This window comes from Williamsia sp. Leaf354, from assembly GCF_001424365.1.
Taxonomy (GTDB): domain Bacteria; phylum Actinomycetota; class Actinomycetes; order Mycobacteriales; family Mycobacteriaceae; genus Williamsia_A.
Window position 1 is genome coordinate 126,775 of record NZ_LMPL01000003.1, and the last position, 20,666, is coordinate 147,440.

The 20,666-nt window shown below is 69.9% G+C and carries 20 protein-coding genes; 3 read left to right on the plus strand and 17 right to left on the minus strand.

From position 1 onward, the window contains the following. Nucleotides 1-35: 35 nt before the first annotated feature. The 3 genes from ASG12_RS12110 to lspA are packed head-to-tail and all read right to left on the minus strand — an operon-like array spanning nucleotide 36 to nucleotide 2,248. The gene (locus tag ASG12_RS12110; RefSeq protein WP_055789841.1) at nucleotides 36-713 is read right to left on the minus strand and encodes a hypothetical protein; all 678 of its coding nucleotides are present in this window, start codon (nucleotides 711-713) and stop codon (nucleotides 36-38) included. After that, entirely contained in the window at nucleotides 703-1,629 is a 927-nt protein-coding gene (locus tag ASG12_RS12115; protein ID WP_055789844.1) for an RluA family pseudouridine synthase, read from the minus strand. Before ASG12_RS12115 ends, ASG12_RS12110 begins: the two co-directional genes overlap by 11 nt. Further along, complete coding sequence (lspA, locus tag ASG12_RS12120; protein ID WP_235456710.1) at nucleotides 1,622-2,248, minus strand: signal peptidase II; 627 nt, start codon at nucleotides 2,246-2,248, stop codon at nucleotides 1,622-1,624. The genes ASG12_RS12115 and lspA overlap by 8 nt, the downstream gene beginning before the upstream one ends. Before the next feature lie 42 nt (nucleotides 2,249-2,290). Between lspA and ASG12_RS12125 the strand changes: the two genes are divergently transcribed. Then, on the plus strand, nucleotides 2,291-3,268 hold the full coding sequence (locus tag ASG12_RS12125) for a hypothetical protein (RefSeq protein WP_235456712.1): 978 nt from the start codon (nucleotides 2,291-2,293) through the stop codon (nucleotides 3,266-3,268). A gap of 64 nt (nucleotides 3,269-3,332) precedes the next feature. Here ASG12_RS12125 and ASG12_RS12130 read toward each other — a convergent pair whose 3' ends face one another. Then, nucleotides 3,333-3,863, minus strand: a complete 531-nt coding sequence (locus tag ASG12_RS12130; protein ID WP_235456721.1) for a hypothetical protein — start codon at nucleotides 3,861-3,863, stop codon at nucleotides 3,333-3,335. 263 nt (nucleotides 3,864-4,126) lie between these two features. Between ASG12_RS12130 and ASG12_RS12135 the strand changes: the two genes are divergently transcribed. Further along, nucleotides 4,127-5,095, plus strand: coding sequence for an asparaginase (locus ASG12_RS12135; protein ID WP_055789850.1), 969 nt, complete (start codon nucleotides 4,127-4,129; stop codon nucleotides 5,093-5,095). 8 nt (nucleotides 5,096-5,103) lie between these two features. Here the strand turns inward: ASG12_RS12135 and ASG12_RS12140 are convergent, their stop codons facing one another. The 3 genes from ASG12_RS12140 to ASG12_RS12150 all read right to left on the minus strand — a co-directional run bounded on the left by ASG12_RS12140 (nucleotide 5,104) and on the right by ASG12_RS12150 (nucleotide 8,070). Next, entirely contained in the window at nucleotides 5,104-6,489 is a 1,386-nt protein-coding gene (locus ASG12_RS12140; RefSeq protein WP_055790779.1) for a DNA polymerase IV, read from the minus strand. 742 nt (nucleotides 6,490-7,231) lie between these two features. Beyond that, a complete protein-coding gene (locus tag ASG12_RS12145) occupies nucleotides 7,232-7,606 on the minus strand; it encodes a hypothetical protein (protein WP_055789853.1) in 375 nt (124 codons plus the stop codon). Then, entirely contained in the window at nucleotides 7,603-8,070 is a 468-nt protein-coding gene (locus ASG12_RS12150; RefSeq protein ID WP_055789856.1) for a nitroreductase/quinone reductase family protein, read from the minus strand. Before ASG12_RS12150 ends, ASG12_RS12145 begins: the two co-directional genes overlap by 4 nt. Nucleotides 8,071-8,180: 110 nt before the next feature. On the opposite strand from ASG12_RS12150, the gene ASG12_RS12155 reads away from it, so the two are divergent. Then, entirely contained in the window at nucleotides 8,181-8,870 is a 690-nt protein-coding gene (locus ASG12_RS12155; RefSeq protein ID WP_055789858.1) for a TetR/AcrR family transcriptional regulator, read from the plus strand. On the opposite strand, the gene ileS is transcribed toward ASG12_RS12155, so the two are convergent. From ileS to ASG12_RS12205, 10 genes are all read right to left on the minus strand, one after another. Further along, on the minus strand, nucleotides 8,859-12,074 hold the full coding sequence (gene ileS / locus ASG12_RS12160) for an isoleucine--tRNA ligase (protein ID WP_055789861.1): 3,216 nt from the start codon (nucleotides 12,072-12,074) through the stop codon (nucleotides 8,859-8,861). The two genes, ASG12_RS12155 and ileS, sit on opposite strands and share 12 nt — an antisense overlap. Before the next feature lie 275 nt (nucleotides 12,075-12,349). After that, a complete protein-coding gene (locus tag ASG12_RS21705; protein ID WP_055789864.1) occupies nucleotides 12,350-12,970 on the minus strand; it encodes a hypothetical protein in 621 nt (206 codons plus the stop codon). A gap of 81 nt (nucleotides 12,971-13,051) precedes the next feature. Then, a complete protein-coding gene (wag31, locus tag ASG12_RS12170; RefSeq protein ID WP_055789869.1) occupies nucleotides 13,052-13,900 on the minus strand; it encodes a DivIVA-like cell division protein Wag31 in 849 nt (282 codons plus the stop codon). A 316-nt stretch (nucleotides 13,901-14,216) separates the two neighbouring features. Beyond that, the gene (locus ASG12_RS12175) at nucleotides 14,217-14,504 is read right to left on the minus strand and encodes a YggT family protein (RefSeq protein WP_055789872.1); all 288 of its coding nucleotides are present in this window, start codon (nucleotides 14,502-14,504) and stop codon (nucleotides 14,217-14,219) included. Between the two features lie 56 nt (nucleotides 14,505-14,560). Then, on the minus strand, nucleotides 14,561-15,301 hold the full coding sequence (locus tag ASG12_RS12180) for a cell division protein SepF (RefSeq protein ID WP_055789875.1): 741 nt from the start codon (nucleotides 15,299-15,301) through the stop codon (nucleotides 14,561-14,563). Between the two features lie 88 nt (nucleotides 15,302-15,389). Further along, nucleotides 15,390-16,154, minus strand: coding sequence for a YggS family pyridoxal phosphate-dependent enzyme (locus ASG12_RS12185; protein WP_055789878.1), 765 nt, complete (start codon nucleotides 16,152-16,154; stop codon nucleotides 15,390-15,392). Beyond that, entirely contained in the window at nucleotides 16,151-16,894 is a 744-nt protein-coding gene (gene pgeF / locus ASG12_RS12190) for a peptidoglycan editing factor PgeF (RefSeq protein WP_055789880.1), read from the minus strand. The genes ASG12_RS12185 and pgeF overlap by 4 nt, the downstream gene beginning before the upstream one ends. 1 nt (nucleotide 16,895) lies before the next feature. Continuing rightward, complete coding sequence (gene ftsZ, locus ASG12_RS12195; protein WP_055789883.1) at nucleotides 16,896-18,059, minus strand: cell division protein FtsZ; 1,164 nt, start codon at nucleotides 18,057-18,059, stop codon at nucleotides 16,896-16,898. Between the two features lie 234 nt (nucleotides 18,060-18,293). Beyond that, entirely contained in the window at nucleotides 18,294-19,106 is an 813-nt protein-coding gene (locus tag ASG12_RS12200) for a cell division protein FtsQ/DivIB (RefSeq protein WP_055789886.1), read from the minus strand. Continuing rightward, nucleotides 19,103-20,626 (minus strand): UDP-N-acetylmuramate--L-alanine ligase, encoded by a 1,524-nt coding sequence (locus ASG12_RS12205; RefSeq protein ID WP_235456962.1) that lies wholly within the window; start codon nucleotides 20,624-20,626, stop codon nucleotides 19,103-19,105. The genes ASG12_RS12200 and ASG12_RS12205 overlap by 4 nt, the downstream gene beginning before the upstream one ends. Nucleotides 20,627-20,666: the final 40 nt, after the last annotated feature.

Here is a 20,666-nt window from a genome sequence, read left to right on the forward strand (position 1 = left end):
GGGCGGGCTGTGACGCGTGGGACTCGAGCCGTCGGTCAGTTCGCGGGAACCGGAGCGGTGTCGGAGAGCGGACCGACACGATCGAACTGTTCGGGGAGCAGCGCCCCGACGGTGAACCGCCCGCCCGCGTCGGCCGGGAGGACCTCGACCGCACGGACCCGCCGGTCGCCCGCGATCGCGCGCAACCGGTCGGCGTCACCGCGCACGACGAGAGCGACCACGCACGCACATCCTGCGGTGAGCCGTGACCGCACGAGCGTGGCGATCTGTCGATCGCGACCCACCGCGTCGGGACCGGCGGTCCGTTCGACGTCGTCGACGGCGAGGTCGCGCGCGGTCTGCAGCGACCCCCGATCCCGGGTGAGGGGTTCGAACGTGGCCGGTGTGGCGACCGCGTCGACCGTCACGTGGAAGGCGACCCGCGACGGTCCCGTACCGGCGACCAGCGACCACGCGGTGTCGTCGTCGAGGGGTGCCCGCGGCGACACCAGCGCCCACCGGGTGCCCGTGGCCCGCTCGGTGCCCGCCGAGGCCTCGGCGATGTACTCGTCCACCGACTGCCCTCCGGTGGGACCGAGCCGGTCGGTGGTGACCGCGGGACGTCGGGGCGGATGGGCTGCACCCAGGGCGTAGAGACCGCCGAAGAAGACCAACACGACGACCGCGCCCACGGCGATCGAGCCGAACGCGCTCCGCAGACCGTCAGGTCGCACGCAGGACGTCCAACGCACCCCGGAGATCATCCGGGTAGGGGCTGGTGAACTCGACCAGTCGCCCGTCGGAGGGGTGGGCGAACGACAACGCCCGGGCGTGCAGCCACTGACGTTCGAGGCCGAGGCGGGCGGCCAACGCCGGATCGGCGCCGTAGGTGATGTCACCGCAGCAGGGGTGGTGCAGCGCCGAGAAGTGCACACGGATCTGGTGGGTGCGACCGGTCTCGAGGTGGACGTCGAGGAGGCTGGCCGCGGCGAACATCTCGAGGGTGTCGTAGTGGGTGACGCTGGGTTTGCCCGCGGTGGTCACGGCGAACTTCCACTCGTTGCCCGGGTGACGGCCGATGGCGGCGTCGATGGTGCCGCTCGACGGATCGAGGTGGCCCTGCACCAGGGCGTGGTAGCGCTTGTCGACCGTGCGCTCCTTGAAGGCCCGCTTGAGCAGGGTGTACGCGCGCTCCGACGTCGCGACCACCATCACCCCGGACGTGCCGACGTCGAGACGGTGCACGATGCCCTGTCGCTCGTGGGCGCCGGAGGTGGAGATGCGATACCCGGCGGCGGCGAGGCCGCCGATCACCGTCGGTCCGGTCCATCCGACCGAGGCGTGCGCGGCGACACCGACCGGCTTGTCGACCACCACGATGTCGTCGTCGGCGAACAGGATGTCCATGTTCTCGATCGGCTGCACCAGGTTCTCGACCGGGCGTGCCGGTTCGGGCAGCAGCACCTCGAGCCAGGCACCCGCGGTGAGTCGATGCGACTTCCCGACGGCGGTGCCGTCGACCTGCACGTCGCCGTTGTCGGCGAGTGCGGCGACCGCGGTGCGCGAGAACCCCATCATCCGCGAGACCCCGGCATCGAGTCGCATCCCGTCGATGCCGTCGGGGACGGGCATCGACCGGCTCTCACGCATCGGGCGCCACCGGTGTGCGCTCGTCGTCGCGGGTGCGGGTCGACGCCCGCGTCCCGTCGAGTTCCACCCCGAAGAGCGTCAGGCCGACCAGCAGGACCGCGCCGCACACCACCGCCGAGTCGGCCACGTTGAACACCGGCCACCAGCCGATGGACACGAAGTCGACCACGTGCCCGCGCAGCGGGCCGGGATCGCGGAACAGACGGTCGACCAGGTTGCCCAGCGCGCCCCCGAGGATCAGCCCGAGGCCCAGCGCCCACAGTGGAGACCGCAGGCGGGAGCTGTATCGGATGATGCCGACGACGACGGCGAGCGCGACGATCGTCAGGATCCAGGTGTAACCGGTGGCCATCGAGAACGCGGCGCCGGAGTTGCGGACCAGGCGCAGCGTGACGGTGTCACCGATGATCGAGATGGGGCGCAGCGGGTCAATGGTCGCGACGACCACGATCTTCGTCACCAGATCGGCGACCAGGATGAACAGCGCGACCGCGGGCAGCAGCGCGATCATCGTCGTCGATCGGGGCGCCGGTCGGTTCGTGACGGCGGGATCGGCGGACCCACCGACTCCGGCGGCGGTGTCGGGTCCGGCGGGTTCATCGGTCGGGTCGTTGCTCACGCCGACCATTGTCCCCTAACCGGAGTCGATAACCTTCAATGCGTGCCCGACGCCCTCATCACCCGCCCCCTTCTCCGTCAAGCGCAGGCGGTGGGGGCGTGCGCGGTGATCGCGGCGGTCGTCGCCGGGTGCGGTTCCGGTGATCCCGGCCCCGACAGTGCGAGCAGTTCCTCGGCGGCCGCGGGGTGTACGACCGAGTCGACCGTCGGCGCCTCCGGTGCGTCGCTCCTGCCGGTGCCGCCGGCGACGGTGGAGGTCCTCGACGCCGGCGCCGCGCCGCGACTGGCACCGGTCGGTGCGCCGAGTACCACCTCGGCCCAGCAGGTCCGCCTGGTCACGACGTCGTCGTCGACGAGCCTCTCGCAGGGACAGGCACCGAGCGACGACGCCCAGACCGTGGACCTGCCGATCACCGCGCAGGTGCTGTGCGGCGACCCGACCGACATCGAACTCACCCTCGGCGCCGCGTCGTCGCCGTCGCCGGACCTGTCGCGGTCGCTCGCCGCGGTGCGCGGATCGCGGGCGGGTCTCGCGGTCGCGGCCGGGTCGGTGCCGATCGCCCTGCGCATCGTGCCCGCCGCCGCGGCCGACGACACCGCCCGCTCGGCGATCGAACAGACCCTGGTGCAGGCGTTGCAGCGGTCGGTGACACTCCCCCGCGACCCGATCGGGGTGGGCGCGCGGTGGCGGTCGGTACGCACGATCACCGGCGCGGCCACGGTGCGGCAGACCATCACCTCGACGCTGCGCGCACGCACCGGATCGACGTTGGCGATCGACGTGACCGTCGACGAGGAACCGGTGAACGCGGTCTTCACCATCCCCGGATCCGATCAGACGCTCACCATCGCCTCGTACTCGATGACCGGGTCGGGGTCGATGACCCTCGACCTGTCGCGCGGACTCCCGGTCAGCGGCGAGCTGACGGTCGACGGTGGCCGGTCACTGGTCGGCTCGGACCCCGCCCGGCCGCTGGTCCAGAAGACCGGCGTCGACATCCGCTGGGAGACGACCCGCTGACACACGACTGCCCCCGAACCGTGGGGTTCGGGGGCAGTCGCTGCGAGCGGTGTTCAGACGGGGCTCAGTTGGCCGCCGGGCACATGGCGCTCTGCACGTTGTTGGCCAGCAGCAGCGGGCACACCGTGGTCTTGGCGAGCTTCCACGTGCCGTTGTCGTAGACGATCGCGGCGTCGACGGTCTGCTCGGGCACGTTGGGCAGCTTCACCTTGACCTTGACCGTCGCCTGGCCGTTGCCGGTCGCGATGACCGGGGCCTGCAGCGAGTAGGTGATGTCGGGGTTGTCCTGACGGGCCTTCACGAGCTTGTCGAACAGCTGCGGGTCGGCGTCGGAGCCCTGGACGAGCTTCGTCTTCTCGCTGGCCGGCACGTTCGGGTCGAGGGCCTTCTCCAGCAGTCCGTTGAGCGTCGAGGCACTCGGCGGCTTCGAGGGATCGTTCACGCCCCCACCGGCGGTGTCACCCGTCGCGGCCGACGAACTCGTGGCGGACGTGGCCTGAGCTTGCGTGCCGTCGTCGGAGTTGTCGCTGCACGCGCCGATCATGAACACGGCTGCGACGGCCAGGCCTGCGGTGGCGATCTTCTGGAGCTTCACGAAATGTCCTCTTCTCGTCTGTCGTCGTCAGGGCTTGTCGAACCCGGGGCCGGCGGCTGGAGAGCCACCGACCTGTCGGGCCGAGGTCGTCGAGCCCGGGGACTCATGTGTACCGATGGGGGCGGTCGCGGACGACCGCGTTCCCCCCGGATCGGACACCACTATGCCAAACCGATGTGTGGGCGAACGACAATCGGGCGAACCGCACACGCCTCCCGGCCCGGATTTGACCACGACGACCGAGGTCAGCAAGCTTTCGTCACATGTCCGCCACACCTGTCATCGCGATACTCGGCACCGGCGGGACCATCGCGTCGCAACACAGTGCGGGCGGTGTCGTGCCCGCGGTCGACGTCCACGATCTGGTGCGGGCCGATCTCGTCGGGTCCCGTGTCGGCGACGTCACGCTGCGTCCGCGGACGGTGCTCTCGCTCGACAGTTCGGCGATGACACCCGACGACCAGTGGACCCTCGTGCGGGCGATCTCCACCGAACTCGCCGACCCCGCGGTCGCCGGTGTCGTCGTGACCCACGGCACCGACACGCTCGAGGAGTCGGCGATGCTCGCCGACCTGGTCCTCGACGACCCCCGCCCCGTGGTGTTCACCGGCGCGCAACGACCCTCCGACGCCGAGGGCGCCGACGGTCCCGCGAATCTCGCCGCGGCCGTCGCGTGCGCCGCCGACCCGGACTCCCGGTCGCGCGGGGTGCTCGTCGCGTTCGGCGGTCAGGTTCTGCCGGCGCGGGGGACGGTCAAGGTCAGCGCATCCGACCTCCGCGCCTTCGACTGCGCCGCCCCCGGGCTCGCGCGTCCGCGGATCGATGTCGGCGGGCACTCCCCCGTGAGCGCACGGGTCGACATCGTCACCGTGCACCCGGGGTTCGTGCCCGACATCATCGCGCACCTGGTCGCTTCCGGGGCGCGCGGGCTCGTGGTCGCCGGCCTCGGGTCGGGCAACGTCGGTCCCGGTGTGCGTGACGCGGTGGCCGACGCGATCAGCCTGGGCGTGGCGACCGTCATCTCGACCCGCGTGCCGTTCGGGGAGGTGGTCGCCACCTACGGAGGTGGCGGTGGCGCGGTCGATCTCGCGGCCGCGGGGGCGGTCGTCTCACCGTGGCTGCGTCCGCCCCAGGCGCGGGTGGCGCTGGCGGCACTGCTCTCGGTCGGCACCGATCACGACGGGATCGCGGCGTTCTTCGCGGCCGGACCGGTCGCCGCGGGTGGCGCCTGACCGCTGAGTCAGGTCCAGTCGAGGCTGGCGAGTGGATCGGCGGCCGTGAGGTCGGCGGTATCGGAGGGGAACGTCGCGGTGCGGCCGGGACCGGTCGCGCGGGTCTCGAACCGCACCGAGACGACGCCGTGGCCACTGCCCTGCACCCAGCCGTGACCGAACTCGGGGTGCGTCACGTCGGTACCGGTCGCCCACGTCACCGCACCGTCGGGACTCACGACACGGCCCGACGCCTTCTGCACGCCCACCTCGGCGACCGGACCGCCCGGTAGCGGCTCGGCGGGGTCCACGCCATCGACGGCGGTGACGATGACCGGCTCCTCGGGGGCGTCGGCGGTGGTCACCGGGCGGTCGGTGGCGTCGCCGCCGAAGAGCAGGAACTGTTCGTCGGTGGTGAGGCCGGAGAACCCCACGCCGACAAGGCGAACGGGTCCGATGTCGACGGGGTCGAGGGCGAGGCGCTGGGCCGCGGCGGCCAGGGTCGCGAGGTCGGTGGTGGCCGGGGCGAAGGTGGTCGATCGGGTGAGCACCGACATGTCGGACTTCTTGAGTTTGAGGACGACCGTGCGTGCCCCGCGACCGTCGTCGAGGAGGCGCCGATGCGCCGATGCGGCCGAGGTCGCGATGGCCTCCCGCAGTCGCGGCATCGACACGACGTCGTCGGCGAAGGTCGATTCAGCGCTGATCTGTTTCGCCGAGGTCCGTTCGGCGACCTGTCGGTCGTCGAACCCTTGCGCCAGTCGGTGCAGCGCCGGACCCACCGTCGACCCGAGCACCGAGGCCACCTCCATCGGCGACAGGTCGGCGAGATCGCCGATGGTGTCGATGCCCAGGCGATGCAGCCGGTCGCCGGCCACCGGTCCGATCCCCCACAGCTTCCGCACCGACAGCGGGCGGAGGAACTCCTGTTCGGATCCGGGTGAGATGACCGTCACGCCATCGGGTTTCGCCATCCCCGAGGCGATCTTGGCGATCTGCTTCCCACTGCCCGCCCCGATTGACGCGGCCAGGCCGAGCTCGTCGGCGATCCGCGACCGGATCTGCTCGGCGAACGTGATCACCTCGCTGCGCGCGGCGCCCACCAATGCCTCGGGTTCACCGAACGCCTCGTCGAACGACAGCATCTCGATGACCGGTATCGCCTCGCGGATCATCGCGAACACCCGGGCGCTGACGACACGGTAGACCGCGCCGCGGGGTGGCACGACCACCGCCGACGACCCGATCAGTCTGCGCGCCTGGTGCATCGGCATCGCCGAGTGTGCTCCGAAGCGCCGAGCCTCGTAACTCGCTCCGGCGACCACCCCTCGGCCGCCGACCCCGCCGACGAGCACCGGGCGGCCGCGCAGGGTGGGACGAGTGAGCTGCTCGACCGAGGCGAAGAAGGCATCCATGTCGATGTGCAGCACCCACCGCGATCCCCGTCGATCCTCGGTACCGGCCACCCATCGAGCCTATCGACTCCGACTCGGTTGCCGACTGTGCGGAAACGGCCGGCGTCACGGTGCCGACTGTGCGGAAACGGCCATCGAGTGTGCTCCACACCCGACGCGACGGACCTCCACAACACCGCACACTCGATCGCCGGCCTCCGCACCGTCGGACTCTCGCAGAGCAGCTCGGCATGCCGCTGACGGTGCGGAAGCCACGCCCCGAGTGTGCGCCGTTCCCAGCGCACCTCACGTGCCGCCGCCAGCACACTCGACGCGCGTTTCCACACAGTCAGCACGGTCCGTCATCCGCCCGCCCCACGGCCGACTGTGCGGAAACGGCCACCCGTCCCGCACGAACCGCACCGTGCCGACTGTGCGGAAACGGCCATCGAGTGTGCTCCACACCCGACGCGACGGACCTCCACAACACCGCACACTCGATCGCCGGCCTCCGCACCGTCGCCTCCGCACCGTCGGCGGCTCTCGACCTTCCCGGAGCAGTTCCCACGCCGCTGACGGTGCGGAAGCCACGCCCCGAGTGTGCGCCGTTCCCAGCGCACCTCACGTTTCGCCGCCAGCACACTCGACGCGCGTTTCCACACAGTCAGCACGGTCCGTCATCCGCCCGCCCCACGGCCGACTGTGCGGAAACGGCCGGCGTCACGGTGCTGACCGTGCACAGTCAGCACGGCCGGTCACCTGCTCAGCGGGTGAGGGCACCGGCACCGATCGCCACCAGGCCGCAGGCGGTGAACAGCGCGTACGGGATCAGGGACGAGCCGCTGTCGCCGAGGTACAGCTGGCGCACCAGGACCGCGCCTGCGTCTGCGGTCAGCAGCACGCCACCGACGATGAACCAGGTCGGCCGCGCGAACCCGACCGCGAGCGACACCGCGGCGACACCGGCGACGACCCCGAGGCCGAGCCGCAGTGACGTCGACGGCTCGATGCGGGTCAACTCCGTGAATCGTTCACTCCACGAGCTCATCCCGGCGAGCGCGGCGATCGACGACAACGCCATCTCGAGGAGTCCGATCGCGACGATCACCCCGACACCGATGCGGACGGCGAGTGTCATCGCGCGCCGCCTCGGGCGGACAGCAGTTCGAAGACGGGAACCGCGGGGGCGACGGCGGCGAGTTCGGCGTCGGTCGAGGTGTGCGAGACCTTCGCCGGCAGGTAGCTCGCGACCTCCCAGCCCCAGCGCTTGAGGTAGGGACGCAGGAGAGCGATCTTCGCGTCGTCGGCGATCTCGGTGGCCCAGAACTCATCTGTGCGGCGACCGTGACCGATGGTGGCGACTCCCGCGACACGCAGGTTGCGCGACCACTGGGTGTTGCCCCGCGGCGAGATCAGGTAGGTGCGCCCGTCGATGACGAGCGGGTTGACCGGTGTGGTCTGCGGGGTGCCCGACTTTCGTCCGACAACGGTCAGGGTGCGCGCACCGGCAAGGCCGATCCCCCGGGCCGACAACCAACGGACGAGGTCGTTGAAGCCGCGCTGCATGCGGCCGCTGGGCTCTGCGTAATGGGTGGTGGTCATGGGAACTCCTCGTCTCGATCGGAACGAGAGCACTGCTCTCGTTTCTCACCATGACACGGCGTCGGCCAGGATGCAAGAGCACTGCTCTCGTTTCTGGCAGGATGGGGTCCATGCAGTCAGACGCGCCGTCGACCCCCCGCGCTGCGGCACGGGCTCAGACCGAACAGGACATCATCCGGGTCGGACGGGAACACCTCGCCGCACACGGCGCCGCGTCGCTGTCGTTGCGGGCGGTCGCCCGCGACCTCGGCATGGTGTCCTCCGCCGTGTACCGCTACGTGCGCAACCGCGACGACCTGCTGACGTTGCTGGTCGTCGACGCCTACGACGAATCCGCCGACCGCGTCGAGGCCGCCCTCGCCGCGACACCCGCCGACGCCGGGACGCGGGAGCGCATCCGGGTGGCCGCGCATGCACTGCGGACATGGGCCGTCGCCGAACCGTCGCGGTACGCGCTCATCTACGGCAGCCCGGTCCCCGGGTACACCGCCCCGGGCGAGCAGACCACGGGCCCGGGCACCCGCTTCGTCGCGCTGCTGCTTCGAGAACTGCACGACACCGCGGTCGACGCACCGACACCGATCTCCGCCGGACTGGCCGCCGAATTCGACGCCATCAACACCGAATTCGGCCTCGAACTGGATCACACGACGCTGGCCGTCGGCACCTGCCTGTGGTCGGTGGTTCTCGGCGCGATCAGCCTCGAGGTGTTCGGCCAGTACGGCGCCGACACCTTCGCGCGGCCGGAGGATCTCTTCGACCTCCAGCTCACCACCGTGGTGACCCGGCTACTGCCCTGACCGGCTGATCGACGCGACGACGCCGTCGCCCAACTCGACCGACGGACCGCGCACCTCCTCGGGTGCGACGACCTCGAGAGCGGTGGCGAGCACCTCGCCCGCGATCAGGTCGCGGTGACGCTGCGCCCATGCATTGCGTTCGGCAGGCACCCCGAGTTCCACGCTGATGCGGTCGGACACGTCGAGCCCCATGGTCCGCCGCGCCTCCTGCAGTTCGCGCACACGGTCTTTCGCCCAGCCCTCGGCCTCGAGGTCCTCGGTCACCGCGGTGTCGAGCACCACCAGTCCCCCACCGGACGGCAGTTCGGCGGTCGAACTCGGCTCCACCGCAACGAGTTTGCGGGTGAACTCGCCACCAGTCAGCTCGATGCCGTCGGCGACGACCTTCTCCGACACAATCCCGTCGGCATCGCTGACGGTGGCCAGCGACCAGTTCCCCGACTTGATCGCCTTGATCGCCTTCTGGACGTCCTTGCCCAATCGAGGTCCGGCGACGCGCGCGTTGACGACCACCTCGACCCGACCGTAGGCGTCGGCGTCGTCGGCGAGGTGCACCGCCTTGACGTTCATCTCGTCGGCGATCAGCGCGGTGTAGTCGGCCAGACGCGCCGCCGATGGGCCGGCAACGGTCAACGCGGGCAACGGGAGTCGGACCCGCAGGTTGTTCGCCTTGCGCAGACTCGACGCCGTCGAACACACACCCTGCACCTCGTCCATGGCGGCGACGAGCTCGGCGTCGGCGGGGAGTTCGTCGGCGCGCGGCCAGTCCGCGAGGTGCACCGAACGCTCGCCGGTGAGCCCGCGCCACATGGCCTCGGTCATCAACGGCAGCAGCGGAGCGGCGAGTCGGCACGCCACCTCCAACACCGTGTAGAGCGTGTCGAAGGCATCCGATTCGGTGTCCTGCCCGGCCCAGAACCGTTGGCGTGAACGCCGGACGTACCAGTTGGTCAACGCCTCGCAGAGCTCGCGGAACGCGTCGCACGCACCGGACACGTCGTACGTCTCCAAGGCGGTCGTCATCGCCTCCTGCGTCGCGGCCAGCTTCGCCAGGATGTAGCGGTCGAGCACATTGGTCGAATCGGTCCGCCACGTCGCGGGCCGATCGGCGTAGAGCGCGAGGAAGCTGTAGGCGTTCCACAGCGGCAGCATCGCCTGACGGACACCCTCGCGGATGCCACGCTCGGTGACGATGAGGTTGCCGCCCCGCAGGATCGGCGACGCCATCAGGAACCACCGCATGGCGTCGGAGCCGTCGCGGTCGAACACCTCGTTGACGTCGGGGTAGTTGCGCTTGGACTTGCTCATCTTCTGGCCGTCGTCGCCCAGCACGATGCCGTGTGCGGCGACCGTACGGAACGCCGGACGGTCGAACAACGCGGTCGCGAGCACGTGCAGGTTGTAGAACCACCCCTTGGTCTGGCCGTTGTACTCGACGATGAAGTCACCAGGATTGTGCGGCTCGAGACCCGACTCCGCATTCCCGTCGAACCAGCCACGGTTCTCGAACGGATAGTGCACCTGGGCGTACGGCATCGAGCCCGACTCGAACCAGCAGTCGAGCACCTCGGGCACCCGACGCATGGTCGAGCGCCCGGTCGGGTCGTCCGGGTTCGGTCGGGTCAGCTCGTCGATGTACGGCCGGTGCAGATTCGTCGGACGCACTCCGAAGTCACGCTCGAGGTCGTCGAGCGACCCGTACACGTCGACACGCGGATATGCCTCGTCGTCGGAGATCCACACGGGGATCGGCGCACCCCAGTAGCGGTTTCGACTGATGTTCCAGTCCTTGGCACCCTCGAGCCACTTGCCGAACTGTCCGTCCCGCAGGTGCGCAGGCGACCAGGTGATCTGCTGGTTCAACTCGAGCATGCGCGGCTTGAACTCGTTGACCGCGACGAACCACGACGGAACAGCCATGTAGATCAACGGCTTTCCCGACCGCCACGAGTGGGGGTAGGAGTGCTCGATGGTCTCGTGGCGCAGGATCCGTCCGGTGCCCTTGAGGTCTTTGATGATGACCGGGTTGGCGTCGAAGACCATCAGGCCTTCGTACGGCGGCACCAGCGAGGTGAACTTGCCACCGGGATCGAGCGGCTGCACGACCTCGATGCCGTTCGCCGTCGCGAGCTCCATGTCCTCCTCACCGAAAGCCGGGGCGAGGTGGACGATCCCGGTACCGCTGTCGGTGGTGACGTAGTCACCGAGCAGCGTGCGGTGCGAGTTCGGGTGACCGGCGAAGAAGTCGAACGGGGGCGTGTAGGTGGCGTCGGCGAGGTCGCGGCCGATGTAAGTGGCCAGCACCTCGGGGTCCTCACCGAGTTCGCGCGCGTAGACGCCGACCCGCGCCGACGCGAGCAGGTACTGCTCGCCGTCGGACCCCCGCACATGCGAGTACTCGACGTCCGGGTTGACCGCGATCGCCAGGTTGGACGGGAGCGTCCACGGCGTCGTGGTCCAGATCAGCGCGTTGACGCCCACCAATTCGTCGGGGACACCTCCGGTCAGCGGCATGGACACCGTCACCGCCGGGTCCTGGCGCATCTTGTAGGCGTCGTCGAGCTTGCTCTCCTGGTTGCTCAGCGGGGTCTGCTCGTACCAGCTGTAGGGCAGCACCCGGTAGCCCTGGTAGACGAGACCCTTGTCGTGGAGGGTCTTGAAGGCCCACATCACCGACTCCATGAAGTCGATGTCGAGGGTCTTGTAGTCGTTGTCGAAGTCGACCCAGCGGGCCTGACGGGTGACGTAGTCGCGCCACTCACCGGTGTAACGCAGCACCGACTCCCGGCAGTAGTCGTTGAACTTCTCCACACCCATGGTCTCGATCTCGGACTTGTCGGTGATGCCCAGCTGGCGTTCGGCCTCCAGTTCGGCGGGCAGACCGTGGGTGTCCCAGCCGAACCGACGGTCGACCTTCTTGCCGCGCATGGTCTGGAAACGCGGGATGAGGTCCTTCACGTAGCCGGTGAGCAGGTGGCCGTAGTGCGGGAGCCCGTTGGCGAACGGCGGACCGTCGTAGAAGACGAACTCGTCGGCGTCGGATCGCTGTTGCACCGATGCGACGAAGGTGTCGTCGGCGGCCCAGTAGTCGAGAACGCGGGTCTCGAGGTCGGGGAAGGACGGCACGGCCGAACCGGTGCCCGCGACGTCGACGATCGGGTACACGCGACGCTGCTGGGGGGTCGATGCGGGATCGGTGCTCACTGCGGTTCTCCTCGTGCCGGTGGGCGTCGCGCTGCGACGCTGGGCACGGGGACGACGAGTGTCTCGCCGCGGTACCACCCCGCTTGCACCGGTGGATCTCCGGTGCCGCTCACCGACCTCATCGGTTCTGTCGATCCGATGGGCCTGCGGCTGTGTCGGGCCGCTCCCGTCCGGTTCTACTGCGACGCCGCCCGCAGGTGGTGTCGGTTCTTCCGGATGCTCCCCGGTGATGGCCGGATCAGTGCGGGTCCAGTGTAGACGGTGTCCGACGCCGGTCAGTCCGCCGCGTGGCGGTGATGGCGGGGCACCGCCGGGTCGGCGTCGGTCTCGGGATCGACCACCGCCGCGGCCTCCGGATCGTCACCGGAGTGTCGGGTGTGCCGTCGCGGCGCCGACGGGGTGAGCCACGGCATCGTCGACGGCGGGTCGGTGTCACGCCGGACGTGCGCATGGGTGTCGACGGGTTCGTCGTCGGGGCTCTCGTGCCGGCCGTGGTGGGCGGCCGCGTAGGCGGCGGCCACCTGAGCGTCGGCCGACGGCGCGTGGCGCACGGCCTCGACGGGAGGGGCCGGCAGATCGGGGCGATCGGCGGAGAGGTCCGGTACCGGCTCCTCGACGACACGGGGCATCTCGGTGGTGATCATCGTGTCCGGATCGTCGTCGGCGAGAGCGGCCGACCGGTCGTCCAGGGCGGCCGCAGGGGCGCGACGGGAGGGCAGTCGAGGTGTGAACCGGGCGAGGACCGGACCGAGCCCGAGGATGTCGGCCACCAGGAGCAGCGCACCGAGGACACACACGACGATGCAGGCGATCGCCAACCAGAGGGTGCCGGTGACGAGTGCCACCACCAGGAGCCCGAAGCCCACCAGCGTGGCGACCAGCGCCGAGACGAGCACCGCGTTGACCTTTCCGCCGACTACCGGGGGCGAACCGACATCAGTCGATCCCGGCCCGCCACGGTTCTACCGACGGGGCCTTCAGTTCGAGGGCTTGGAGAATCCACCCGAGTTGGTGAATCCGCCGTTGCCCGGGTCGGAGGAGAACGCGTCCCCACCGGAGCGTGCGTTGTCGACCGGGGCCGCGCTGCCACGCTGCTGCAGCTCCTCGAGCTGCGACTCGAGGTAGGTCTTCAGGCGGGTGCGGTACTCGCGCTCGAAGGTCTTGAGCTGCTCGATGCGACCCTCGAGGACCGAACGCTGCTGGTTGATGGTGCCCATGATCTCGGTGTGCTTGCGCTCGGCGTCGGCCTGCAGTGCGTCGGCCTTCTCCTGCGCCTGACGCGTGGTGGTCTCGGCGCGGGTCTGCGAGTCGGCGAGGATGGCCTCCGAACGCTGGCGAGCGTCGGTGAGCATGGCCTCCGACTTCGACCGGGCGTCGCCGATCATCGCGTCGGCACGACCCCGGGCGTCGGAGAGCAACGCCTCGGACTCGGTGGTCGCGTTCGCGGTGAGGCGATCGGCGGTGTCCTGGGCGAGGCTGAGCACCTTCGCCGCACGGACGTGGTGGTCCTCGCCGACAGGGGCGGCGGGAGCTGCGGGGGCCGCGGGCTCGGAGTACGCGGGGGCCGGGGCGGCACTGAACGCCTGGGTCGGCGCGGGCGCCTCCTCCTCGCGCGGTGCCGGGGTGGAGCTCGAACGAGCCTGCGACAGATCGCCTTCGAGGTCCTCGACGCGCTGCTTGAGTTCGGTGTTCTCCTCGAGCAGTCGAGCGAGCTCGGCCTCGACGAAGTCGAGGAACTGGTCGACCTCGTCCTCGTTGTAGCCGCGCTTACCGATCGGCGGTTTGCTGAACGCGACGTTGTGCACATCAGCCGGTGTGAGCCGCATGTCGGTCCCCTTTAACAATTGTGTGGCGAGTAATGGCCAGGTCTCGATGCGATCTCTCGCGGGACCTCGGTGACGATGCGTTGTGGAGGTCCACAGCCTCGTCATTGTAACTGGCGTCCCATCCTGTCACATGAGAACCGTTCGTCGCACTTTGTCGAGCTAGTTCCCCGACTTCAGCGGATCATCTCCGCCGAGAATGTCGGATCGTCGCGCGAACCGGTTCTCGGTGTGCCCCTCCAGGATGACGGACTCCGGTCACAATATCCGGCGTCTCGCACTGTGCGATCACCCCGGTGCGATCAGGACGGATTCGGGCTCAGACGCCCGGCGACACCAGGGCCATGGCGATCAGCACGACGATCATGGTGATCATCAGCGACAGGTCGAGCCGCACCGGCCCCAGCGGGATCGGCGGAAGCACGCGACGCAACGCCTTGATCGGCGGATCGGTGGTGGTGAAGACGCCCTCGATGACGACGACGGACATCCCCGTCGGCCGCCATTCGCGCGCGAACGTCCGCACCAGCTCGATCACCAGGCGGCCCAGGAGCAGCAGCCAGAAGATGAAGAGCAGGTAGTAGATGACCTCTCGGGCTATCGTCACGCGTCAACTCTGCCTGATTCGGTCACGGGATGAGAAAAGCGCTGCTCGCGGCGGTGTCAGCTGTGGTTGTAGAAACCGGTCTCGGCCAGCTTGCGACGATCCTCGGGTGAGACGTCGACGTCGGCGGGCGAGAGCAGGAACACCTTGGTGGCCACTTTGTCGAACGTGCCACGCAGGGCGAAGGCCAGCCCGGCGGCGAAGTCGACGAGACGCTTGGCGTCGTCGTTGCTCATCTCGACGAGATCCATGATCACGGGGCTGCCGTCGCGGAAGCGCTCGCCGATCGTCCGGGCCTCGCTGTAGTCACGCGGGCGCAGCGTGGTGATCTTCGCCAACGGGTTCCCCTCCTCGAAGACGCGATCCATCGTGTCGATGGCCAGTGCGCCACGGGTCGCGACCCGGCCGGCCGGCGCCCGCGAGACGCCGCCACGGGCACCGAGGGGCTCCAGGCGTCCCGATCGACCGAGACGCTCCATCGGCACGCCACGATCGGCCGAGAGTGACGTGTGGGCCTGGGCCGCGCGCACCGGGCCGGCGTAGGCGTAGTCGGGCACGTGGTCGTAGGTCTGATCGAACTGTGCGGCACCCTCGTACTGCGCCATCTCGTCCTCGTACTCCCGCATGCCGTGGTCGACGCCGGCGAACCCGCGCTGCGGCGCGCGTCCGTAGTACTCGTCGCGGTATTCGCGCTCGTAGGGATCGCGTCGGGTCGCGCCGGGCTCGTCGAGGTAGTCGTCCTCGTAGTCGCCGGGCGGGACCATGCCGAAGTACGCCTTGAACCGCTGCATCGTGGTCATGTTGCTGCCTTCCTCACCGTCGGCGCGCCGTACGAGAGCGATTGTGAAAAGTGGTGTCGCTGGTTCTCATGTGGCTCATGTGGTTTAGCTACGGCGAGCGTATCGGCCGGGCGCCCATGATCGCGGTACCGACACGCACGCAGGTGGAACCGTGGCGGACCGCTTCGTCGAGGTCGCCGGACATCCCGGCCGAGAACTCGACGGCGTCGGGATGGCGGTCGAGGAAACCCACCCGGATCGACGCGGCCCGCTCCATCCACACCTCGGGGGTCTCCGTCTGCGGCGCGATCACCATCAGGCCCCGGAGACGCAGGTGCTCGAGCCCGGCGACGTGATCGGCCAACGCCTCGAGGTCACCGACGACGACACCGCCGCGGTCCGGGTCGGAGTCGAGGTTGAGCTGCAACAACACCTCGAGAGGGGTGTGCCGGTCACCCTCGTCGAGTGCCGCGGCCACGGCGGTGTCGAGCGCGTCGGCCAGTCGGTCGGAATCCACCGAATGGACACGGTCGGCCCAGCGGCCGACGGTCTTGGCCTTCTTGCGCTGGATCTGCCCGATCATGTGGAACGCCAGGGACTCGGCGGTGTCGGCGCGCAGTTCGGCGGCCTTGCGGCCGGCCTCGGGTTCACGCGATTCGCCGAAGGCACGCACACCGAGTCCGATCAGGGCGCGGACGTCGGCGGCGGGAAAGAACTTGGTGACGACGAGCAGGTCGACGTCGTCGACATCGCGCCCGGCCGCAGTGCACGCCTGCGCCAGACGTGCGCGTGCGGCGTCGAGGTTGTCGGAGAGTTCGGCGACCCGCTCGGGGGTGGCGACCTCGGGCGCGGCGGCGTCCTCGGCGTCGTTCACGGTGTGACGCCGGACGTGTCGGTCCAGATCACCGAGGCCAGGCGCCCGGTCGGGGCACCGCGACGGTGACTGAACAGCGTGCGGTCGGAGATCGTGCACCGCGGATCGATCGCCACGCCGGAGACACCCGCCTCCAGCAGTTGGCGTCGGATACCCGCACGGAGGTCGAGGCCCGGGGTGCCCTTCGTGGTTCGCGATGCACTGCCGGGCAGATGCTTCTCCACGTCACGCTGCATGGCGGCCGGTACCTCGTACTGCTCACCGCTCGCCGCGGGACCGAGGAACGCCCCGATGCGGGAGAGCTCGGCCCCCTGATCGGTCATCGCCTCGAGAACCCTGCGGATGATCCCCACCCGTGCACCGACGCGGCCGGCGTGCACGGCGGCGATCACGCCAGCGGCGTCGTCGCTCAACAGCACGGGCACACAGTCGGCCGTCACGACCACCAGCGCGAGGTCGGTCGCGGTGGTGACCAATGCATCGGTCGCCGGGACCGGACCGTCGACGGGTCCGTCGACCACGGTCACGGTCGGGCTGTGGATCTGTTCCATCCACACCATGCGCGCGGGCGCCACACCGATCCGCTCGGCCAGACGCAGTCGATTGGCGCGCACGGCGGCGGGATCGTCCCCGACGTGATCACCGAGGTTGAACTCGTCGTACGGCGCGAGCGACACACCACCGCGTCGGGTGGTGGTCACCCGACGGACCCGGCCGGCCCGACCCGGGGCCGTCGTCACGTCAGCGCTTCATGAAGGGCGGGACGTCCACATCGTCGTCGTCGTCGAGGGTGACGGCGTTGCGACGTGGGGCCGGCGCGTCGGCGAACGGGTCGCCCGCGGAGCGTTCGGCGAAGGCCGAGTCGGCAGCGGGTGCCGCCGCCGACGAGGAGGAGACGCTGCCCGCGGTGGCCGAACCGACGGCTCCGCGACCGGCGGAGGTGCGGATCCGCGACGGTGCACCGGCGTCGAATCCGGCCGCGATCACCGTGACCCGGACCTCGTCGCCGAGGTTGTCGTCGATAACCGTGCCGAAGATGATGTTCGCGTCCTCGTGCGCGGCCTCCTGGACGAGGGTCGCGGCGTTGTGGATCTCGAACAGGCCGAGGTCACTACCACCGGCGATCGACATCAGCACGCCACGGGCGCCCTCCATCGAGGCCTCGAGCAGCGGCGAGTTGATCGCGGCCTCGGCGGCCTTCTTCGCGCGGTCCTCACCGCGCGACGACCCGATGCCCATCAGCGCGCTGCCGGCGTCCTTCATGACGCCCTTGACGTCGGCGAAGTCGACGTTGATCAGGCCCGGCGTGGTGATGAGGTCGGTGATGCCCTGCACACCGTTGAGCAGGACCTCGTCGGCGCTGCGGAACGCGTCCATGAGCGACACGGCGGCGTCGCCGAGCTGCAGCAGACGGTCGTTGGGGATCACGATCAGGGTGTCGCAGGACTCGCGCAGCGACGAGATGCCCTCGTCGGCCTGGCCGCCGCGGCGCTTGCCCTCGAACGAGAACGGGCGTGTCACGACACCGACGGTCAGCGCCCCGAGCTTGCGGGCGATGCTCGCGACGACGGGGGCGCCTCCGGTGCCGGTGCCACCGCCCTCGCCGGCGGTGACGAACACCATGTCGGCGCCCTTGAGCAGTTCCTCGATCTCGTCCTTGGCGTCCTCGGCGGCGCGACGACCCACCTCGGGGTCTGCGCCGGCACCGAGGCCGCGGGTGGAGTCACGGCCGACGTCGAGTTTCACGTCGGCGTCGCTCATCAACAGCGCCTGGGCGTCGGTGTTGATCGCGATGAACTCGACACCCTTGAGGCCCTGCTCGATCATGCGATTGACGGCGTTCACGCCACCGCCGCCAATGCCGACGACCTTGATGACGGCCAGGTAGTTGTGCGGTGGCGTCATGTCACTCGCCTTCTGTGCGTGGATTGCTCCGCCCCCGTGTGGGGGCGGATGTCTGCCGCAGACCGTCACCGACGACGCCGGCGAACCGGATCGCGAAACCCTCAACCTCAACCACAGGCTTAGAGTTATGTCAAGTAGCGGACTGCTGGGTCAAACGGTAGGCACCGAACCCATCTCCGGCCAGCAAGCGCTCGGCGTGTCGCGGCCGCAATCCGTCCGGGCACCACGCCGGGGTCAGCGGAACGTCGGGTACTCGGGTGACGAGACGTTGAACTGGGTGCCGTCGCGCGGCAGCAGGTACATCAGGGTGCGCGCCTTGTCGGCGGTGCGGTCGGCGTCGCCCCACACCACGGTCCGGCGATCACGCAGGGTCATGCGGACGTCGGCGGGCGAGGACGCCCCGATCTCGATGACCTGCCGACGCAGCACGTCCGGTAGCTCCGAGACCACCTTCAGGGCGGCGAGGGTGGCGCGGTCCGACGACGACGGGTCGGCGATCGTCATCCGCGGCACCGGCGGCAACTGCTTCTGCGAGGCGAAATCGACGCCGCCGACGTCGAGCAGGTGTGAGGCGCCGTCGCGGATGACGAACGCCACGGCGACGCGTTCGACCACGTCGATGTCGATACCCGACGGGTAGCTGCGGGTGACACGGACGGACTTGATGCGCGGGATGGCGGCGATGCGCTGGGCGGCGGGTCGCGTGTCGACCTGCAGCAGCGGCGTGCCGAGCGCGATCCGCGACGCGGCGACGATGCTCGCCGGGTCCACGGCCGATTCGCCGCTGACCGAGATCGACCGCACCGACATGAGCGGCGTCGTGTAGGCGACCACGCCGGCGGCGATCACGAGAACGATGGCGGCGATGGTTCCCAGGAGCTTGCGGGCGCCGCGCACGGGGCGTCGGCCGCGGCGGGGACGAGGTCGTCGCTCCCGCTCGTCGGGGTCGCCGTCATGGAGGTCGCCGTCTCCGTACTCGTCGAGGTCGGCGTCGTCCACATAGGCGTCGTCGGAGTCGGGCTCGTAGATGCTGGTGGTGCGGCTCATGGTGTCTCTCCTCGCCTGCGCAGCGCTTCGACGATCTCGGGGCCCTGCATGGTGATGTCGCCGGCCCCGAGGGTCAACACCACGTCACCCGGCGCAGCCAGGTCGGCGACGAGGTCGGCGACCTGCGACAGATCGGGCGCGAACACGACGGGGACGGTGACGAGATGGGCGATGGTGCGCCCGCTGATGCCGTCGAGCGGTTGTTCGCGCGCTCCGTAGACATCGAGGACCACCACCTGGTCGGCGAGGTCGAGCGCCTCGGCGAACTCCGCCGCGAACGTGGCTGTGCGCGAGTACAGATGGGGCTGGAACACCGCGACGACGCGGCCGGTCCCGGCGGCGGCGACCAACTCGCGGGCGGCGGTCAACACCACCCGCACCTCGGTCGGGTGGTGGGCGTAGTCGTCGTACACCGCGACGTCACCCACGCGACCGCGCAGCTGGAACCGTCGGTGGACCCCGGTGAAGCTCTCCACCCCGGCGATCACGCCGTCGGTGGGCGCGCCCGCCGACACCGCGGCCGCGATCGCGCCGAGGGCGTTGAGCGCCATGTGGACGCCCGGGACTCCGAGGGTCACCAGGTGTTCGGAGTCCTCCCCCGGGCCCGCCGTGCCGGAGGCGCGCGAGCCGCCCGTGCCGGAGGCGCGCGAGCCGCCCGTGCCGGAGGCGCGCGAGCCGCCCGTGCCGGAGGCGAGCATTCCTCGCAGGGTGATGGCGGCCTGTCCCCCGACACCGTGCACGTTCCAGGAGCGCAGGACCGCCGCGTGGTCCACCTCCGGTACACGATCGGCGAAAGTGCCTGCTCCGTAACCGATCACCCGCACCCCGCGATCGATCAGGCGACGTGCACACCGGGCAGCGAGGTCGACCGATCCCGGGTCGTCGAGGCAGACCACCACGACCCCACCGGGTTCGGTCTTGTCGAGGAACTCGTCGAACACGGCGACGTAGGCCTCGGTGGTCCCGAAGTGGTCGAGGTGGTCGGACTCGACGTTGGTGATGACCACCACGTCGGGTCGGTACTGCAGCAACGAGCCGTCGCTCTCGTCGGCCTCGGCCACGAAGACCGCGCCGGTGCCGTGGTGGGCGTTGGTCCCGGATTCGTTGAGCTCGCCGCCGACGGCGAACGACGGGTCGAGCCCGCAGTGCTGCAACGCCACGACCACCATCGACGTCGTCGAGGTCTTGCCGTGGGTGCCCGCGATCAGAGCGGTGCGGTAGCCCTCCATGAGGGTCGCGAGCACCGCGGGGCGCAGCGTCACGGGGATACCCCGTCGATGTGCCTCCACCAGTTCGGGATTCGTCTTCGGGATCGCCGCGTGGGTGGTGACGACGACCGTCGGACCGCCGTCGAGCTGGTCGAGCGCCGACGCGTCGTGGCCGATACGGACCATCGCCCCGCGGGTGCGCAGAGCCTGCACGCCGCGGCCGTCCTTCGCGTCGGATCCCGACACCTGCGCGCCCCGGGCGAGCAGGATCCGGGCGAGCCCTGACATGCCGGCGCCGCCGATGCCCACCATGTGGACACGGGCGAGTTTGGCGGGCAACGCCGGCACGGTC

What these genes read in the sequence shown, in the direction of transcription:
- ASG12_RS12205 (WP_235456962.1), bottom strand. Translation starts at nt 20,626, where the DNA reads ATGGTGGGCATCGGCGGCGCCGGCATGTCAGGGCTCGCCCGGATCCTG.
- wag31 (WP_055789869.1), bottom strand. Translation starts at nt 13,900, where the DNA reads ATGCGGCTCACACCGGCTGATGTGCACAACGTCGCGTTCAGCAAACCG.
- ASG12_RS12180 (WP_055789875.1), bottom strand. Translation starts at nt 15,301, where the DNA reads ATGACCACGATGCAGCGGTTCAAGGCGTACTTCGGCATGGTCCCGCCC.
- ftsZ (WP_055789883.1), bottom strand. Translation starts at nt 18,059, where the DNA reads ATGACGCCACCGCACAACTACCTGGCCGTCATCAAGGTCGTCGGCATT.
- ASG12_RS12200 (WP_055789886.1), bottom strand. Translation starts at nt 19,106, where the DNA reads ATGAGCCGCACCACCAGCATCTACGAGCCCGACTCCGACGACGCCTAT.
- ASG12_RS12140 (WP_055790779.1), bottom strand. Translation starts at nt 6,489, where the DNA reads ATGGATGCCTTCTTCGCCTCGGTCGAGCAGCTCACTCGTCCCACCCTG.
- ASG12_RS12150 (WP_055789856.1), bottom strand. Translation starts at nt 8,070, where the DNA reads ATGACCACCACCCATTACGCAGAGCCCAGCGGCCGCATGCAGCGCGGC.
- ASG12_RS12135 (WP_055789850.1), top strand. Translation starts at nt 4,127, where the DNA reads ATGTCCGCCACACCTGTCATCGCGATACTCGGCACCGGCGGGACCATC.
- ASG12_RS12115 (WP_055789844.1), bottom strand. Translation starts at nt 1,629, where the DNA reads ATGCGTGAGAGCCGGTCGATGCCCGTCCCCGACGGCATCGACGGGATG.
- ASG12_RS12145 (WP_055789853.1), bottom strand. Translation starts at nt 7,606, where the DNA reads ATGACACTCGCCGTCCGCATCGGTGTCGGGGTGATCGTCGCGATCGGA.
- ASG12_RS12155 (WP_055789858.1), top strand. Translation starts at nt 8,181, where the DNA reads ATGCAGTCAGACGCGCCGTCGACCCCCCGCGCTGCGGCACGGGCTCAG.